Genomic DNA, 17,259 nt, shown 5'->3' with positions numbered 1-17,259 from the left:
ACACATTTGCCGGGTTTTTGCACAGCCCGCGTCGAAGGCTGGGGCCACATCGCATAGCACCCACATTGGAGCACTCCATGAGGAAAATCGCCGCACTCCTGAGACCACCGGCCGTGAACGCGGCCAGAGCGCGGACCCGGGGCCGGAGGCGGGCCGCGGCTTCCCATGTGGCAACCGCTGTCTTCGCGGCCGTGGCGACGATTGGCGCAGCACCGCTGGCCACGCAGTCGGCGGCACCGCTGGCCACGACGCTGCTCTGCAATCCCCTGCCGATCAACCTGCCTGCCCCGGCGAACCGGCACACCTCGGCGAAGAAGGTCTGGGCCTACTACTTCCCGCCGTTCCCCCTCGCCGTCGACAGCCCCGATCCGCTCCGCGATGTCTACAATCGCTGGCAGAACACCCATTACTCGGTCAACGGCGCCTATGACTTGAGGGACCGTCCGCAGGCTCCCCAGCGAGCGGGCCAGTCGACGTGGCGTCAGGCCGACTTCGAGCAGGAGGTCCGGCAGGCTGTCGGCGCGGGCCTGGACGGCTTTATCTGGGAATACCACACCTCAAGCGACATCCGCTGGAACCAGCTGCCGGCCATGCTGGCCGCCGCCAAGAAGGTGGATCCGGGATTCAAGATCATGCTCAGCCCGGACTTCAACCTGGCGGCAGGCTCCACCCCGGATAGCGTTTACCAGGACGTCATGAAGGTAAAGGACGATCCTTCGATCTACCGGACCAATGCCGGCATCGTCCTGGCCCCGTTCTACCCCGAGCGCAAGGCACCCTCGTGGTGGGACGGACTCAGGAGCCGCCTCGCCTCCTCCGGCGTCAAAACGACGCTCGTTCCGATCTTCCTCTCCTGGGGCGGCGGAACGCAGAAGATGGACTGGAACAATTCCGTATCCGGATATTCTCAATGGGGAACGCGCATCGCCGGCGGCGTTCCGACGCTTGGGCGGGAAAGCACCGAGGCGCACCGCCGCGGAAAGTCCTACATGCAGCCCGTGGCGTTCGAGGATTCACGGTCCTACGACGGCCGCTACTGGGAGTCATCCAACAGCTCCACCCTGCGGGATTCCCTGATGTCCGCCATCAACAGCAACGCGGACTCCATCGCGTTCATCACCTGGAACGACTACACCGAGTCCTGGGTGGCCCCCTCAAAGCAGCGCGGGTACGCGCTGCTGGACATGGCCGCCTACTACATCTCCTGGTTCAAGAGCGGGGCAAAACCCGCTATTGTCCAGGACGCCCTGTATTGGAGCCACCGCTCGCACCCCACGAGCGCACCGTATTCGAAGCTGCCCACCGGCCGCAACGGCAAAGCCACGCCCATGTACATTCCCAACGGCGACGCAGCCCGGAACGAGGTGGAGCTGGTGGCCGTATTGAAGTCCCCCGGACGCCTCACCATCACCCAGGGCAGCACCGTCAAGACCATGGACGCCGCGGCCGGAGTGACGTCCTTCAAGGTCCCGCTGGTGACCGGCGCCACTCCGGCCTTCAAACTCGCCCGCAGTGGGGCGACGGTGCAGTCCGTAACGAGCAACACCCCGGTGCGCTCCTCCGTGGTGTACCAGGACATGATCTACCACGCAGGCGGCGGCGTCGCAGCCAACTGCGGGCGCTAGCTCCTGTCGAGACAATCGCCACATCGGTCGCAGGAATAGACTTCATAAACTCCTGATCTGACGCCTGAATCCCGGGCATCCCGTCCCGCAGCGTCTGCTGTGGCGTCACATTTCTCAACATCCGTTCGTCGTGATAAGCACCCCGGCCCTAGCGTGTTCGGGTGAGCACTCAGACAAGCACCCCCGCACCCGCCGGGAAGACCGGCTTCCAGCTGCCCAAATGGGCCGGCTCGTTCGGCTTCCAGATCATCGCCGCCCTGATCGTCGGCCTGGGCCTCGGCCTGCTGGCCAAGTACACCGGCAGCACCAAAGAGGCGCCCAACGGCCTCGGCGCCACGCTGCAGACCATCGGCTCCAGCTACGTTTCGCTGCTGCAGACCGCGGTAGTTCCGCTGATCTTCACCGCCGTCGTCAGCTCCATCTCCAACCTGCGCGCGGTGTCCAACGCCGCCAAGCTGGCCTGGAACACGCTGCTCTGGTTCGCGATCACCTCGCTGATCGCGGTCCTGATCGGCATCGGCCTCGGCGTGCTCCTGCAGCCCGGCGCCAATACTGGCATCACCCAGGAGGCCAAGTACGCCGGCAAGTCCGGTGACTGGTGGTCCTTCCTGATCGGTCTGTTCCCGAAGAACTTCCTCGGCTTGGGCGCCAGCTCCACCGTGACCGAGAGCGCCAACGCGGCCACCACTGTCAGCACGTCCGTCAGCTTCAACGTGCTCCAGATCCTGGTGATCGCCATCGCCGTCGGCGTCGCCGCCCTGAAGGTGGGCAAGGCCGCCGAGCCGTTCCTGAACCTCAACGCCTCCGCCCTGGCCGTGATCCAGAAGGTCCTCTGGTGGATCATCCGGATCGCCCCGATCGGCACCGTCGGCCTGATCGGCAACGCCGTGGCCGTCTACGGCTGGGACACCATCGGCGCTCTCGGCAAGTTCACGTTCGCCATCTACGTGGGCCTGGCCCTGGTGCTGTTCGTCGTCTACCCGGTCCTGGTCCGCACCCACGGCCTGTCCGTCAGGCAGTACTTCTCCGGCGTCTGGCCTGCCGTGCAGCTGGCGTTTGTGTCCCGCTCCTCGATCGGCACCCTGCCGCTGACCCAGCGCGTGACCGAGCGCAGCCTGGGCGTCCCCCGCGCCTACGCCTCCTTCGCCGTGCCGCTGGGAGCCACCACCAAGATGGACGGCTGCGCCGCGATCTACCCGGCCATCTCCGCAATCTTCGTGGCCCAGTTCTTCGGCATCCAGCTCGACTTCACCCAGTACGTGCTGATTGCCCTCGTCTCCGTGCTGGGCTCCGCCGCGACGGCCGGCACCACGGGCGCCGTCGTCATGCTGACCCTGACGCTCTCCACGCTGGGGCTGCCGCTGGCCGGCGTCGGCCTCCTGCTGGCGATCGACCCGATCCTGGACATGGGCCGCACGGCCGTCAACGTGGCCGGGCAGGCACTGGTCCCCACCATCGTGGCCAAGCGACAGGGCATCCTGAACGAGGCGCTCTACAACGCACCCCGCAACGGTGACCCGTTCAATGACGAAGCCGGTGACCCGTTCAGTGACGACGACGCCGGCACGGCCGCCGTCGACCCCTCGGCTGCCGCTGCTGCCGCTGCTCCCGCAGCCCCGCGGGAAGAACGCGAGCTGGCGGACGCGAAGGCGTAACCGCCGCCGCCACACACGGCCAAGCCGAGAAGTCCCCGGGGGATCCCGGGGACTTCTCTGGTTAAGCGGCTTCAGCGGGCGGCTTCAGTGGGCGGCTTACTGAGGCGGGCCCAGCCGGCGTGGAAGCCGGGCCTAGCGGCCGCCTCCGCCAATGACGCCCTTTTCGACGGCCTTGGTGACCGCGTCGGCCTCTGCCTGGGTCAGGGTGCCGTCCGTGACGGCCTTGTCCAGCCTGGCCTTCAGTGCTGCAGCATGATCGGCCCGGGCCGCGGTCCGGAGCTCCTCCAGGGCCGCGGTGACCTTGGACTCCTCGATGCCCAGCGACGACGCCAGCGACTTCGCAAGGGCAGCCTCCCTGGCGGCGCGGTCCGGTTTCGTACCTTCAGCCGGCGGGGTACCTTCAGCCGGCGGGGTGGCGGGCTTGTTGGCGTCGCGGAAGGCCTTCAGGGCCTCGGTCAGCTTGGCCTCATCGACGCCGAGCTTGGTGGCAAGGGCGGCCGCCTGCATGCCGCCGCGGCCGCCGTGGTCCCCGCCGCGCCAGTGGCCTCCGCGCATGCCCTGGCCGTCCGTGGTGCCGGCGGAGCTGTCGGGCGAGGCCGACGAGCTGGGGCTGGGGGCCGGCGTGGTGGTCGCGGAAGCCATTGCGCTGACTCCCAGGCCGGCGCCGAGTGCCAGAGCCGCGGCCGAGACGCCGAGGGTGATTCTCTTTGTGGTTGACATGGACTGTCTCCTGGATCTGCCGTGCCGCCACGGCTCTGTGTTGTGCCCTGTGTTTGTGCTCTGTGTGCTTGGGTCTCTGTTCCAAGACGTAGTTCAAGTCTCCGCCGGATGCATCAGCCGGAGCTGTCGGGAAGCTTTCATCTTCCTGTGAATCTTCCCGTCCGGACAGCCCCGGAAATGGGTAGGCTCGGGGCATGCTGATCGTCACGTCCAACAAGATCCCCGGCCACCGGATCGACGCCGTCTTCGGCGAAGTGATGGGCCTTACCGTCCGCTCCCGGGACATCGGCGCCCAGGTGATGGCCGGCTTCCGCTCGCTCGGCGGCGGGGAACTGCCCGAGATGACTCGCGCCCTCTATGAGAGCAGGCAGCAGGTCATGGCCCGGATGGTCACCGAGGCAGAGCACCGCGGCGCCAACGCCATCGTTGCCATGCGCTTCGACACCTCGGAGATCGGACCCAACTGGACGGAAGTCTGCGCGTACGGCACGGCGGTGTTCGCGATCCCGCTAGCCGAAGGGGAGCACGGCGCCACCGGCCAGTCCATCTACCTCACCGGCCAGGGGAAAAAGCAGCCGGACTCTGTCTGAAGTCGCGTAAACCTGTCCCACGGATAAACTTGCCCACAGTGCAAACATGCACGTAGTGTAACTGCGTGCACTCCCCCGAGATCCCTACGTCCGCGCCCCCGGAGAGCGGAGCGCTCTCCCGCCGCGAGCTCAACAAGGCAGCCACGCGCCAGGCCATCACGGAGGCGGCCCTCGGCCTGCTCCGCAGCAGGGGTCCGGGCAACTTCACGGTCGAGGACATCGCCGACGCCGCCGGGATCTCCCGCCGGACCTTCTTCAACTACTTCAACAGCACCGAAGCGGCCCTCGCCGCCGTCACCTTCGGCTTCCTGGACAAGGCGCTCCAGCAGTTCCGGCTGCGCCCGGCCGGGGAACCCTTCCTGGAATCGGCCCGCGCCGCCCTCGTGGAACTGGCAGACCCGATGACGGTGGCCCCGATGGCCGAGCTGTACAGCCTGGGCCAGTCCAATCCGCAGCTCAGCCGGTCCGAGCTGGAAGCCTGGGACCACTGCACCGCCGAAATCATTGCCGCGGCCCGCGAGCGCTTCGGCGCGGGCGCCGGCGTCGAACTCGACGAACTGTACCTCCGCGCCCTGGCCGGCTCCGTTATCTCCTGCGGCAAGGCGGCCATGGACGTCTGGCTGGCCAGATGCGGGGGGTCCCTGACCCCGGAATCGCTCTCCACCCTGCGCCAGCTCCTGATCGATTCGATGAGCCTGCTGGGCTCGGGTTTTGCCCGCCCGGCAGCTGCCCAGACTGTTCCCCAGGCAGCCCGCCCGGCCGCCCCGTCCACCGCCACCCCTTCCCCAGATCGGCTCTGATATGGCACTTTTGCTGTACCGCCTCGGCAAATTCTCCTACCGGCACCGCTGGCTCGTCATTTCCGTGTGGCTGGCGGTGATGGTGGCCGTCGGCGGGGCTGCAGCGGCCTTCCACGGCACGCTGTCCAACAACTTCCAGATACCGGGCACCGAAACCCAGCAGATGGCGGACAAGCTCAAGAAGGAACTCCCCGGATCCTCGGGCGGCTCTGCCAGCATCGTCTTCGAAACCAATGACGCCCGGTTCAGCCAGGCCGGCAAGGACGCCGTGTCCGCCGCGCTGACCAGGCTGAAGACCCTCCCTGACGTCCAAGGAACGGTTGATCCGTTCGCCACCCAGGCGCAGCTGGACGAAGCCGCCGCGGACCTCGCCACCGCCCAGCAACAGTCAGCCGCCGGAGAGGCCCAGCTGGCGCAGGCCGCAGACCAACTCGCCGAGGGCAAGACCCAGCTTGAAGCGGCCGAGCAGCAGATGGCCGCCGACGGACTCCCCGCCGCCGCCATCGAGGCACAGCTCGGCGAGCAGAAGGCGGCCCTGGCCGCCGGGCAGGACAAGCTCGACGCCCGCACCCAGGAACTCAAGGCCGGCAACGGGAAGCTCGCACTCGGTCAGCGCCAGTTGGATGCCTCCCGAGGCATGCGCTTCGTCTCCGAGGACGGAAAGGCCGCGATCGCGCAGGTCCAGTTCAAGACCTCCATCAACGGGCTCAAGCCGGAGGTCCGCCAGGACGTCCAGGACATCGTCAAGGAAGTCTCTTCCGCCGGCGTCACCGCCCTGGCCAGCAAAGAAATCACCGAGGACGTCTCCGAACTCTTCGGCATCTCCGAGATCCTCGGCATCGCGATCGCCGCCCTGGTCCTGATCGTCATGCTCGGCACCCTGATCGCCGCGGGCCTCCCCCTGCTCATGGCGGTCGTGGGCGTGGCGGTGGGCGTGGGCGGCACCTTTGCCCTCAGCGGCGCCTTCGACATGAGCTCCATCTCCCCGATGCTTGCACTGATGCTCGGCCTCGCCGTCGGCATCGACTACTCCCTGTTCATCGTCAACCGGCACCGGGGCCAGCTGCTTGCCGGCATGGATCCTGAGGAATCCGTGGCCCTCGCCACCGGCACCTCGGGCAACGCCGTGTTCTTCGCCGGCCTGACCGTCATCATCGCCCTCGCCGCCCTCGTCATCCCGGGCCTGCCCTTCCTGGCCGTGATGGGTCTGTCCGCCGCCGGCACGGTGGCCGTCGCGGTCGTCGTCGCCCTGACCCTCACCCCGGCCATCCTCTCCCTGGTGGGCCGGAAGCTGATCTCCCAGCGGGCCTGGGCGAAGGCGGAGAAGCACAACACCGCTCCCGGCCACGAGACCGAAGACCGTGCCAGGGACGAATACCGCGGCAGCCACGGCTGGGGCGGACTCGTTACGAGGCACCCCGTGGTGGCTCTGCTGGCCGGCGTCCTGCTGCTCGGGATCGTGGCGCTACCTGCCAGCCAATTGCGGCTCGCCCTGCCCGACGGCGGGTCCGAGCCTGTCGATTCGCAGGCCTTCAAGGCCTACGACGTCACCGGACGCAGCTTCGGGGAAGGCATGACCGGCCCGATCGTGGTCGTCGGTGACCTCCCGGCCGGACTCAGCGCTACCGAGGCGCAGGCCAAGCAGCTCGACGTCGCTGACATTCTGCGCAGCACCGGAAACGTCACAGCCGCCGTCCCGGTGGCACTGAGCGAAGACCGCCGCACCGCGGCGTTCCAGGTCATCCCCGAGGAGGGGCCGGCCAGCGCCACCACAGTCCAGGTGGTCTCCGATCTGCGCACCGAAAAGGGCGCGATCAAGGACTCCACCGGCGTCAGCATCGGCCTCACCGGCCAGACCGCCGGCAATGTGGACGTCTCCACCAAGCTCGGCGACGCTCTGCCGCCGTACCTGGCAATCGTGGTGGGACTCTCCCTGATCCTGCTGCTGCTGGTGTTCCGCTCGATCGTGGTGCCCCTCCTGGCCACCGGCGGCTTCCTGCTCTCGCTCGCCGCGGCTTTCGGCGGGGTCGTGGCGGTGTACCAGTGGGGCTGGCTGGGGCCAATCTTCGGCGTCGAGAACCCGGGCGCCGTGCTCAGTTTCCTGCCGATCATCCTGATCGGTGTGCTGTTCGGCCTGGCCATGGACTACCAGGTGTTCATCGCCTCCGGCATGCGCGAGTCGTTCATGCACGGCGAATCCGCCAAACACGCGGTTCGCTCCGGCTTCAGCCACGCCGCCGCGGTGGTCACTGCGGCAGCGATCATCATGGTCAGCGTGTTCGCGGGCTTCATCTTCTCGCACTTGAACATGGTCCGGCCGCTGGGCTTCGCCATGGCCTTCGGTGTGCTGATCGACGCCTTCGTGGTCCGCATGACGATCGTCCCGGCCGTGATGTACCTACTCGGCGAGAAGGCCTGGTGGCTGCCCCGCTGGCTGGACCGCATCCTGCCGGACGTGGACGTTGAGGGTGCACAGCTCCGCACGCCCGGCACGACGGCGGCCGGCGATGCCGCGGACGAACCCGCGGAGGTCGCCGCCCGCTGACGGTTGCGGCAGGCTGGCCGTCGTTTGGGCCGCCGACGGTTGGTCCGCCGCCAGTTAGAACCTGCGAATGTTCAATTCCTCGGCAGCTTGGAAGCCCAGCCGTGCGTAGAAGCCCCGTGATTCGGCTGAGGGAGACAGGACCATTCGTGCCGCTTTGATGCTCTGCGAAAACTGAATCGATGCCTGTACGAGCCGGCCTCCAATTCCGGTGTTCCGAAATTCTGGAAGCACATAAGCGTTCCCCAGGTAGACCCACCGGGAGGATTCCTTCCCTGGTTTGGGCATCCGCTCGAAGATCATGAGGTTGAGCATTCCGATTAGTTCGCCTTCCCGCTCGGCCACAAAGAATTTTCGAGGATTGGCATCCATCCACTCGCGATAGTTGTCTTCGAAGTCGGGATCTTCCTTACACGCGGGCTCCTGTTCTGCGGCCCACGTCGCTCTTAGCCTCGCAAGGCCGGGCGCGTCAGCGGTGCATCCTTCGCGAACTATGAGCATGGAATTACCCTACTTTGGCGTTGCAGCGGAACTCCAACTCCTACCGTCCTGAGCGCGGCAACACAGGCAGGTCTAAAACGACCGGTTTACGTCCTCCGGGCGGGCCCTGGTCTATCCCGTAATTGCCTGAACCAATTCGTCGACCGGCCCAGCGCTTTCGAGACGAAGTATGGGACAGGAGAGCATTGCCAGCCATTGTTCATGGCGGCCGCGATTCCGGCCAGCGAAGTCGGGGTCGTCATATCCCCGAGCCCAGAACATGAACTCCTCGTGGGCTGCTTCGTCGAGGCCGCCGGCCTTGGCTAGCTCCAGCACCCTGATCCTCTCCCTTGCCCGCAGCCTGGTCATCCTAGTTTCAGGATCGAGGGTCAAGAACACCACTGCGTCGAACTCCGCCATCAGGTCCTCGCCCCAGCCCATGATGGAACCCGAAAGCACCCACGTGCTCCTGGGCACGAAGACTTCCCTCATCAACGAAAGGCGCTCGACTGGTGCCCGCTGTTCCCGGTACGGCGGCGATGTCGGTCGCCAGAAATAATCGTCGGCGTCCGCGTGGGGTATTGCCCACTTGTCGGCGATTGCCCGACCGAGCGTCGTCGTTCCGGATCCGCTGGCGCCCATGATGAACAAACGGCAAGCGTCGAGAGTATTCAGCACGATCGCAGACTATCGCCTTCACCGGGCAAGCTGAGTGCTTTGCAAGGGCTTGCCGTTTGAAAAGGGTCTTGGTACCCGCAACGAAAACGGCGCAAAGACCAGCTCATAAACGACCGTTTCGGTTCATGGAGCTGCCCCTGCCACCCGTCGTCGTACACAGACTCCTGCCGCGCGCAGCAGGAGTCTTCCTCGCGTCGCGAATCCGCCGTAAAGTTCTCCGTAAACTCCGTCTGAGGCCATTCTGAAACGAGCATTTGGAGGTGTTGCTCATGACACGAGTCATGCGGTTCGACCACGTTGGCGTCACCGTTCAGGACCTCGACCAGGTGACGGCATTCTTCGTGGGACTCGGGCTCGAGATCGAGGGCCGGACGTTCGTAGAGGGCGAGTTCATCGACACGGTCATAGCCATCCCGGACTCCCGCACAGAGATCGTCATGTTGCGAACGCCTGACGGAGGTACGGGTGTGGAGCTTTCCAGCTTCATCCGGCCAGATCCCGATCCCGGATCGCCCGCCGCCATGGCAAACGAACTCGGACTGCGCAGTTTGTCCTTCGAAGTTGACGATCTTCAGTCTCATGTCGACCGGCTGGCCGCGGAGGGATACGGGCTGGTCGGCGGCATCGGCCGGTACGAGGATGCCTGGCGTATGGCCTACGTGCGCGGTCCGGAGGGAATTATCGTGGCGTTGGCTGAGCGGATTAGCTGACCCAAGCCTCGGCCCGACGAGGCAACCTGGGCCCCTTCGAGGGCCGGCTCCGGGCTCTTGTCAAGGCAACAAGAGAGTACACAAGCGGTCTCCCTGAGGGCCGAGGCGGTCACGCAACTAAAGGTGATGGGCCGACGTGAGGGTCCCAGCGAGCTGGCCGGCCGTTACAGCACATCAAAAACGGTCAATAAGACAGCTCAAAGGGTTGGAGTGAGTGTGACTGGTAGTTCAGGGTGGAGTCGGTTAGCCGGTTTGTCGGCCAATCAGGCCGCATCGATCAGGGCAAGCGGCAATCAGGCGGTCAGCGAACCGAGCGCCCGGGCTCGCTTGAGCATCTTGGCGTGGTGCCGGAGCTCGCGTCGGACATGTCGGGAAGTTGAAGCTGCCGGCCCGGCGAGCGGACTTCCAGCCACTGCGCCCCGCAGCGGGGTGCCGGGCAGGGGTGGCGCGGTGGAGTGGTAGCTGTGGCCGGTGGGGGTGGTGAGCTCGAGCGCGTGTCTTTGTCTATTGGTGCCGGCGGGCCCGGGACGCGGCCGAACTGTCCAGCCGGGGGTTTGTTTGGTGTAATTGCAGGCTTCGCAGAGCCCCGAGCCGTTGGCGGCGGTGGTCGCTCCGCCTTCAGACCAGGGAATGACGTGGTCCAGGTGCCGGATCGGGGCGTCGCAGTAGGCGGTGCGGCAGGTGTCGTCTCTGGCCTGGAGGAAGCGGCGGAGCCCGGGAGGGAAGAGCCGAGCGCGGGAGTCCATCGCGACGAGGTCCCCGGTGCCCGGGGCAGTGTAGAGCCGGCGCAACCAGGTCTGCAGGGCGACGCCGGCTACCGCGGCGACCGCTCCGGCGCCGCCCCCGTCTCCACTGCCGTTGCCCCCGGGGTTAGGGTCGGTGCGGCCCGGGCTCGAACTGGTGCCCGGGCCGGAGCCAGCGTCTTTGAGCAGGTCGCGGGCCCAGCCGGCGGGGACGATGCCGTAGCCGGGAAGCCGGGCCGGTTCGCCGTCTCCTTGGAACAGGGTGCGGTCGGTCATGACGAGCTGGATCTCGATGCCGCTGATTCCACCGGCCTTCCCCGTGATGCGTTCAACCAGGCCGTCGGCCAGGAGCTGGCCCCGGGACCGGGGATCCCCGCCGGAGCGCAGGGTATCGGCGTGCCGGCTCAGCGCCGCGTACGCGGCGACGCCCTCGGCGACCGGGAGCAGGGCGGTCAGGTAACACATGGTGTCCGGGGCCGGGCGGAGGCTGACGTGCCGTTCGGTGGCGGCGTGGCTGGCCCGGACCGTGACGGAGCGGGGGTCCAGTCGGTAGGCCGCGGTCCGGGCCGCGGCAACGATGGCGCGGTCCCCGGCCCCGGCGAACGTGCCGGTATCGGCGGCGAGCTCCTCGTCCACGGCGCAGCGGTCCGCGGCGGACAGGCAGGCGGTTTCCTTCACGAGCAAGGTGGCGCGCCATTCGTTGAGCTGCCCGGTGTCCAGGGCGGCCAACGTGTGCGGCATTTCGGTCACGAGGGCCTTCGCCAGGCCCAGGAGCCGTCCGCCGCGGGCGGGGGATTCGCGCCGGGCCAGGGCGATTTGCGCCCCGATGCCGGCGCCCAGCTCCGCCGCCGGAACGCCCGCCGCACGCTGGACCTGCCGCTGGGCGGCATCGAAGGCGACCGCAACACGTGCTTGCAGTGCGGCCGCGGCGGACTTCAGGTCCTCCAGCTGCCGGAGCTGGTCGATCAGCCCGGCGCCGCCGTCGTCGTCCGTGGCGTGGCAGGGGCGGACAGCGGCCAGCGAGCGGGCCACGTCGGTGACCGCCACACTGCCAGCTACTTCCGGAGCCACGTCGGGCCTCTGATCGCCGTCCATGAAAACAGACTATCGGGCACCTGCGACATTAAAACCCCGCGTGATCCGCCGCAGCTTTCGTCACGAGTTGCCTGTCTGATTACCACCGCCAAGCCGCCCGGTATAGCAACGAGGGGTCACTTAGCGCCCACAATCTCCCGCCGGATGGGCCGCAAATGACCCCTCGTTGCTCTGCCGCGGTGAACTAGGCTGGAGCGGTGACCCGCCTCATCCTTGCCTCCCAGTCCCCCGCCCGCACCAAGTTGCTGACCGACGCCGGCATCCGGCACGAGATCCTCGTCTCCGATGTAGACGAGGACGCCGTCCAGGCCCGCTACGGCGCCACCGACCCGCACGACACCGCCCTGCTGCTTGCCCGGGCCAAGGCCGAGGCCGTCGCCTCCCTGCCCGAAGCCGACGGCGCCCTGGTGATCGGCTGCGATTCAGTCTTTGAGTTCGACGGCGAGGCGCACGGCAAGCCGTACACGGCCGAGGTCGCCAGGGAACGGATGCTCCGGATGAGCGGCAGCAGGGGTGTGCTGCACACCGGCCACTGGCTCGTGGACTGCCGCGACACCGACGGCGCTGCCGACGCCGACGCCGACGCCGCCCACAGCACTGCAGACGGCGACACCGACGCCGAAGGGGCGGACGACGACGACCCCACGGAAGGCGCCGTCACCGCACGCGGCTCTGGCGCGACGATCGGTTCGGTAACCTCCGCCGAGGTCCACTTCATGGAGATGAGTGTCGAGGAAATCGACGCCTACATCGCCACCGGCGAGCCGCTGCAGTGCGCCGGCTCCTTCACCATCGATGGCTACGGCGGAGCGTTCATCCGCAAGGTCGACGGCGACCCGCACGCCGTCGTCGGGCTGTCCATCTCCACCCTCCGCGGGCTGCTGGGCCAGGCGCAAGTGGGCATCACTGAACTGTGGACCACCGGCGCCGCGGACCCCGCACTACTCCGGGCCGAGTGAGCAAATTCGAACGCCTTTGTAGAAACCCTACAAAGAAGGGGCCGTTTACGCGCGGAATCCGCAAGTAATATCGGCCGAACCCACAAAAGCGCGCTAGGCTCCCTGAAGGAAAGAAGGAGACGCCTTGTCAGCAAATTCGGAGCAGTCCGCAAAACCCGTGCAGCGATCAACCCCGGAAGGCAACGCCGCCGGCACCCATCCGATGAGCAAGGTGCTGATCGCCAACCGCGGCGAAATCGCCGTGCGCATCATCCGCGCCGCACGCGATGAAGGCCTCGCCTCCGTGGCGGTCTACGCGGACCCGGACCGCGACGCCCTGCACGTCAAGTTGGCCGACGAGGCCTACGCCCTGGGCGGCAACACCGCCGCCGAGTCCTACCTCGTGATGGACAAGCTGATCGAGGTGGCCCACCGCTCCGGCGCCGACGCCATCCACCCCGGCTACGGCTTCCTGGCCGAGAACGCCGAGTTCGCCGCCAAGGTGATCGACGCCGGCCTCACCTGGATCGGCCCGGGCCCCGCGGCCATCTCCGCCCTGGGCGACAAGGTCCAGGCCCGCCACATCGCGGAAAAGGTCGGCGCCCCGCAGGTCCCCGGCACCGCCGACCCGGTCGAATCCGCCGAGGAAATCCTCGAGTTCGTGGACAAGTTCGGACTGCCCGTGGCCATCAAGGCCGCCTTCGGCGGCGGCGGCCGCGGAATCAAGGTGGCCCGCACCCGCGAGGAAATCCCCGAACTGTTCGAATCCGCCGTGCGCGAGGCCGTCGCCGCCTTCGGCCGCGGCGAATGCTTCATCGAACGCTTCCTGGACGCCCCGCGCCACGTCGAGACCCAGTGCCTGGCCGACGCCCACGGCAACGTGGTGGTCATCTCCACCCGCGACTGCTCGCTGCAGCGCCGCAACCAGAAACTCGTCGAAGAAGCCCCGGCACCCTTCCTCACCGAAGAGCAGAACCGGCTGCTCTACGAATCCTCCAAGGCCATCCTCAAGGAAGCCGGCTACCTCGGCGCCGGCACCTGTGAGTTCCTCGTGGGCCAGGACGGCACCATCTCCTTCCTTGAGGTCAACACCCGCCTCCAGGTGGAGCACTGCGTCTCCGAGGAAGTCACCGGAATCGACCTCGTCCGCGAGCAGTTCCGGCTGGCCCGCGGCGAGGAGCTCGGCTACGGGGACCCCGAGGTCCGCGGCCACTCGATCGAATTCCGCATCACCGGCGAGGACCCGGGCCGGAACTTCATGCCGGCGCCGGGCACCATCACGCGCCTATTGAACCCCACCGGCCCCGGCGTCCGGATCGACTCCGGCGTGGAGCAGGGCGACGTCATCAGCGGCAACTTCGACTCGATGCTCTCGAAGCTCATCGTCACCGGCGCCACCCGCCCGCAGGCCCTCCAGCGCGCCCGCCGCGCCCTCGAGGAGATGGTGGTCGAAGGCATCCCCACCGTCATCCCGTTCGACCTCGCCGTCGTCACCAACCCGGACTTCGCCCCCGCCGAGGGACCGTTCAAGGTCCACACGCGCTGGATCGAGACGGCCTTCGTCAACGACATCCCCGCCTGGACGCCCACCGGCACCGATGCTGAAGCGCCCGACGCCGGCGAACGCCAGCGCGTCGTCGTCGAGGTCGGCGGCAAGCGCCTCGAGGTGGTGCTCCCGGCGTCGCTGGGCTCCGGCACCTCCGGCGGCACGGGCGGCGGCAAGCCGGCCAAGGCCAAGAAGCGTTCCCGCAGCGGCGGTGCCCCGGTCGCGGCCAGCGGCAACGCCCTGACCTCCCCCATGCAGGGCACCATCGTCAAGGTGGCCGTCGCCGAGGGTGACGCGGTTGCCGAAGGCGATCTCGTCGTCGTGCTCGAGGCCATGAAGATGGAACAGCCGCTGACCGCGCACCGGGCCGGAATCGTGATGGGGCTGGCAGCAGCCGCCGGCGAGACCGTCTCCGCGGGCGCCGTGATCGCCCTGATCGAGGACGCGGCGGCCGAATAGCCGCCGCACTGCTGCCGGGCACGGGCGCGCCTCTGGCGCCACCGTGCCCGGCGCAGGCAGACTTGGTCCGTGAAGCCATTCCTGCTCCTCGCCTCCCGCGCCGAGGACGAAGCCGCCGAGGACGAATACCGCGCCTACCTGCGCTACGGCGGCCTCGAACCCGCTCAGCTGCACCGGATCCGGATGGAAGCAGGACCGCTGCCTGAGCTGGACCTCAGCGCCTATTCGGGCGTGATCGTGGGCGGGAGCCCCTTCACCTCCAGCGACCCTGACGAGGAGAAAACCGCCACCCAGCACCGCGTGGAGCGTGAGCTTGCGGCGCTGCTGGACGGGATCGTGGCCGAGGATTTTCCCTTCCTGGGCGCGTGCTACGGGGTGGGCACGCTGGGCCTGCACCAGGGCGCGGTGATCGACCGGACCTACGGCGAAGGCCTCGGCGGCGTGACCATCACGCTGACGGACGAAGGACTGCTGGATCCCCTCCTGCGCGGGATGCCGGAGAGCTTCACGGCCTTCACCGGCCACAAGGAAGCCTGCAGCGTTCTCCCCGCCCACGCGGTGCTTCTGGCCAGTTCCGCCGCCTGCCCGGTGCACATGTTCCGGATCAAATCCAACCTGTACGCCACGCAGTTCCACCCGGAGCTCGACGCGGAAGGGCTGGTCACCAGGATCGACATCTACCGCCACGCCGGCTACTTCCCGCCGGAATCGGCCGAAATGCTGATGGCCGACGCCCGGCAGTTCACCGCCACGGAACCGATGAAGATCCTCCGGAGCTTCGTGGAGCTGTACGCCGTACTCTGAGCCGCTCGTTGGGCGGCCCCGCCTGCGCTCTCTCACCGGGCCCTGCCGACGGTCCTGCCCAGTTACTCCACTCCCAGGGCACGAAAAAGCCCGGCATGCCCCCTGAAATCCAGGGTTCACGCCGGGCTTTCCGTCAGTAAGTGGGCAGGAACGTCAGCCCAGGCTGAAAGCGAGCGTCAGGCCACGTTGTTCTCGTAGTCCAGGTCGCGGGTTTCCTTGCTCACGAACAGGGCGATCAGCGTCAGGACCGACATGGCGGTGAGGTAGACGCCTACCAGCACGGGGCTGCCCTTCGCCATTTCCCAGAGCCAGACGGCGATGAACGGGGCCACCGCTGCGCCCAGGATGCTGGAGAAGTTGTAGCTGATGGCGGAGCCGGTGTACCGGACGTTCGTGGGGAACAGCTCCGGCAGCAGCGCGCCCATCGGCCCGAAGGTCAGGCCCATCAGGGAGAAGCCGAGGATCAGCAGGGCCATGGTGCCAATGAAGCCGCCGCCGAAGAGCGGGACGAACAGCAGCCCGAAGACGAAGATGCCGGCGGTGACGGCGAGCAGCATCTTGCGGCGGCCGAACTTCTCGGCCAGCGGGCCGGAGACCAGGGTGAAGATGCCGAAGAAGACGACGCCGGCAATCAGCATCCAGAGGAAGTCGTTGCGGCTGAAGCCCAGGCCGGGCACGAAGGCGGCTGCGGCGGCCTCGGTCATCGGCTTGCCGGCCTTCTCCGCGGCGGCCTTGGCGGCGTCCAGGCTGGAGGCGCGGGTGCCGTAGGTCAGCGTGAACGTGGTCATCAGGTAGAAGAGCACGTAGGTGGCGAGCATGATGAACGTGCCCATGATGAGCTGGCGCCAGCTGCTCTTGAAGACCCTGGCCAGCGGCAGCTTGGCGACCACTTTGGATTCGAGCACCTTGGTGAAGGCGGGCGTTTCGATGAGTTTGAGGCGGACGTAGAGGCCGATGATGACCATGACGGCACTGACCAGGAACGGCACACGCCAGCCCCAGGCTTCGAACGCCGCCGGAGTCAGGGTGTAGCTGAAGACCAGGAAGATCACGTTGGCAATGATGAAGCCGATCGGGGCACCCAGCTGCGGGAACGTGCCCCAGATGGCGCGCTTGTTGGCCGGGGCGTTCTCGGTGGCCAGCAGGGCCGCGCCGCTCCATTCGCCGCCGAGGGCCAGGCCCTGGGCGAAGCGCAGGACCACCAGGAGTGCCGGCGCCCAGAACGTCCAGCCCGGGACCAGCGCTGTGGGCAGGCAGCCGATGAGGAAGGTGGCAATACCCATGGTCAGCAGTGACGCCACCAGGGTGCCCTTGCGTCCGAACTTGTCACCGAAGTGGCCGAAGACAATTGAGCCGAGCGGGCGGGCGACGAACGCGACGCCGAACACGGCAAAGGAGCTCAGCAGCTGGGTGGTCTCGTTCTGGCCCGGGAAGAACAGCTTCGGGAAAACGAGCACCGCGGCCGTGGCGTAGACGTAGAAGTCGTAAAACTCCACGGTGGTGCCGATCAGGCTGGCGACGATCACGCGGCCGCGCGAGTTCACCGGCTTGGCGGACCCATGCTCCGTGGAAGTGGCAATGGATGGCATGTAGTAGCGCTTTCATCAAGACCGGACGGAGCTGCTGCAGGGCGCGGGGCCCCGGGCCGTTCGGCTAAGGGATTGGTATATGTCTGATAATAGTTCCCGCCGTCCACTGACTGGACAAACGATCCACTATTTGGACATTCTTATTTGTCTCACGTGGTGGTCATCACACTATGCCCCACGGCGTCCCTCACGCTGCAACCAACGCGCCGATAGGCAAACGTCACAGCACGTTAACAAACGGCGACGGTCCCGGAAACGCGGCTTCCCTACCGTGGAAGGACAACG

General features: G+C 67.2%; 13 protein-coding genes and 1 pseudogene. 9 read left to right on the top strand and 5 right to left on the bottom strand.

Translation table 11 applies throughout. The annotated features are described in order from the left end of the window. Positions 1 to 167: 167 nt before the first annotated feature. Together ABIB26_RS17865 and ABIB26_RS17860 are read left to right on the top strand one after the other, a co-directional pair. Positions 168 to 1,625 carry a glycoside hydrolase family 71 protein gene (locus tag ABIB26_RS17865; protein ID WP_354246091.1) on the top strand — a complete coding sequence of 486 codons (1,458 nt, stop codon included), beginning with the start codon at positions 168 to 170 and terminating at the stop codon, positions 1,623 to 1,625. 161 nt (positions 1,626 to 1,786) lie between these two features. Further along, positions 1,787 to 3,031, top strand: a pseudogene (locus ABIB26_RS17860) (dicarboxylate/amino acid:cation symporter); the annotation flags it as partial. Between the two features lie 381 nt (positions 3,032 to 3,412). Here the strand turns inward: ABIB26_RS17860 and ABIB26_RS17855 are convergent. Continuing rightward, on the bottom strand, positions 3,413 to 4,000 hold the full coding sequence (locus ABIB26_RS17855; RefSeq protein WP_354246086.1) for a hypothetical protein: 588 nt from the start codon (positions 3,998 to 4,000) through the stop codon (positions 3,413 to 3,415). A 194-nt stretch (positions 4,001 to 4,194) separates the two neighbouring features. Between ABIB26_RS17855 and ABIB26_RS17850 the strand changes: the two genes are divergently transcribed. From ABIB26_RS17850 to ABIB26_RS17840, 3 genes are all read left to right on the top strand, one after another. Beyond that, positions 4,195 to 4,590 (top strand): YbjQ family protein, encoded by a 396-nt coding sequence (locus tag ABIB26_RS17850; protein WP_354246084.1) that lies wholly within the window; start codon positions 4,195 to 4,197, stop codon positions 4,588 to 4,590. 65 nt (positions 4,591 to 4,655) lie between these two features. Then, positions 4,656 to 5,390: a TetR/AcrR family transcriptional regulator gene (locus ABIB26_RS17845; protein WP_354246081.1), complete on the top strand. Its 735-nt coding sequence runs from the start codon at positions 4,656 to 4,658 to the stop codon at positions 5,388 to 5,390. Position 5,391: 1 nt separating this feature from the next. Then, positions 5,392 to 7,935 (top strand): MMPL family transporter, encoded by a 2,544-nt coding sequence (locus ABIB26_RS17840; RefSeq protein WP_354246078.1) that lies wholly within the window; start codon positions 5,392 to 5,394, stop codon positions 7,933 to 7,935. Positions 7,936 to 7,989: 54 nt separating this feature from the next. On the opposite strand, the gene ABIB26_RS17835 is transcribed toward ABIB26_RS17840, so the two are convergent. Further along, positions 7,990 to 8,433 (bottom strand): GNAT family N-acetyltransferase, encoded by a 444-nt coding sequence (locus tag ABIB26_RS17835; protein ID WP_354246076.1) that lies wholly within the window; start codon positions 8,431 to 8,433, stop codon positions 7,990 to 7,992. A 111-nt stretch (positions 8,434 to 8,544) separates the two neighbouring features. Then, positions 8,545 to 9,090 carry a P-loop NTPase family protein gene (locus ABIB26_RS17830; protein WP_354246074.1) on the bottom strand — a complete coding sequence of 182 codons (546 nt, stop codon included), beginning with the start codon at positions 9,088 to 9,090 and terminating at the stop codon, positions 8,545 to 8,547. A gap of 269 nt (positions 9,091 to 9,359) precedes the next feature. On the opposite strand from ABIB26_RS17830, the gene ABIB26_RS17825 reads away from it, so the two are divergent. Beyond that, a complete protein-coding gene (locus ABIB26_RS17825; protein WP_354246071.1) occupies positions 9,360 to 9,800 on the top strand; it encodes a VOC family protein in 441 nt (146 codons plus the stop codon). A 293-nt stretch (positions 9,801 to 10,093) separates the two neighbouring features. On the opposite strand, the gene ABIB26_RS17820 is transcribed toward ABIB26_RS17825, so the two are convergent. Continuing rightward, a complete protein-coding gene (locus ABIB26_RS17820; RefSeq protein WP_354246068.1) occupies positions 10,094 to 11,638 on the bottom strand; it encodes an HNH endonuclease in 1,545 nt (514 codons plus the stop codon). A 197-nt stretch (positions 11,639 to 11,835) separates the two neighbouring features. On the opposite strand from ABIB26_RS17820, the gene ABIB26_RS17815 reads away from it, so the two are divergent. From ABIB26_RS17815 to ABIB26_RS17805, 3 genes are all read left to right on the top strand, one after another. Continuing rightward, on the top strand, positions 11,836 to 12,597 hold the full coding sequence (locus ABIB26_RS17815) for a Maf family protein (protein WP_354246066.1): 762 nt from the start codon (positions 11,836 to 11,838) through the stop codon (positions 12,595 to 12,597). Between the two features lie 202 nt (positions 12,598 to 12,799). Beyond that, entirely contained in the window at positions 12,800 to 14,581 is a 1,782-nt protein-coding gene (locus tag ABIB26_RS17810; RefSeq protein WP_354246230.1) for an acetyl/propionyl/methylcrotonyl-CoA carboxylase subunit alpha, read from the top strand. A gap of 69 nt (positions 14,582 to 14,650) precedes the next feature. Further along, on the top strand, positions 14,651 to 15,385 hold the full coding sequence (locus tag ABIB26_RS17805; protein ID WP_354246065.1) for a glutamine amidotransferase: 735 nt from the start codon (positions 14,651 to 14,653) through the stop codon (positions 15,383 to 15,385). Positions 15,386 to 15,561: 176 nt separating this feature from the next. Here the strand turns inward: ABIB26_RS17805 and ABIB26_RS17800 are convergent, their stop codons facing one another. After that, a complete protein-coding gene (locus ABIB26_RS17800; RefSeq protein WP_354246062.1) occupies positions 15,562 to 16,974 on the bottom strand; it encodes an MFS transporter in 1,413 nt (470 codons plus the stop codon). Positions 16,975 to 17,259 lie beyond the last annotated feature (285 nt).

Origin of the sequence: Arthrobacter sp. UYEF20 (assembly GCF_040546335.1) — a bacterium.
In the GTDB taxonomy this organism is placed as follows: domain Bacteria; phylum Actinomycetota; class Actinomycetes; order Actinomycetales; family Micrococcaceae; genus Arthrobacter.
This window is presented reverse-complemented; position numbering and strand designations above follow the sequence as displayed.

Coding starts and splice junctions, on each gene's coding strand:
- ABIB26_RS17825 (WP_354246071.1), top strand. CDS start 9,360: ATGACACGAGTCATGCGGTTCGACCACGTTGGCGTCACCGTTCAGGAC.
- ABIB26_RS17840 (WP_354246078.1), top strand. CDS start 5,392: ATGGCACTTTTGCTGTACCGCCTCGGCAAATTCTCCTACCGGCACCGC.
- ABIB26_RS17800 (WP_354246062.1), bottom strand. CDS start 16,974: ATGCCATCCATTGCCACTTCCACGGAGCATGGGTCCGCCAAGCCGGTG.
- ABIB26_RS17835 (WP_354246076.1), bottom strand. CDS start 8,433: ATGCTCATAGTTCGCGAAGGATGCACCGCTGACGCGCCCGGCCTTGCG.
- ABIB26_RS17820 (WP_354246068.1), bottom strand. CDS start 11,638: ATGGACGGCGATCAGAGGCCCGACGTGGCTCCGGAAGTAGCTGGCAGT.
- ABIB26_RS17810 (WP_354246230.1), top strand. CDS start 12,800: ATGAGCAAGGTGCTGATCGCCAACCGCGGCGAAATCGCCGTGCGCATC.
- ABIB26_RS17850 (WP_354246084.1), top strand. CDS start 4,195: ATGCTGATCGTCACGTCCAACAAGATCCCCGGCCACCGGATCGACGCC.
- ABIB26_RS17855 (WP_354246086.1), bottom strand. CDS start 4,000: ATGTCAACCACAAAGAGAATCACCCTCGGCGTCTCGGCCGCGGCTCTG.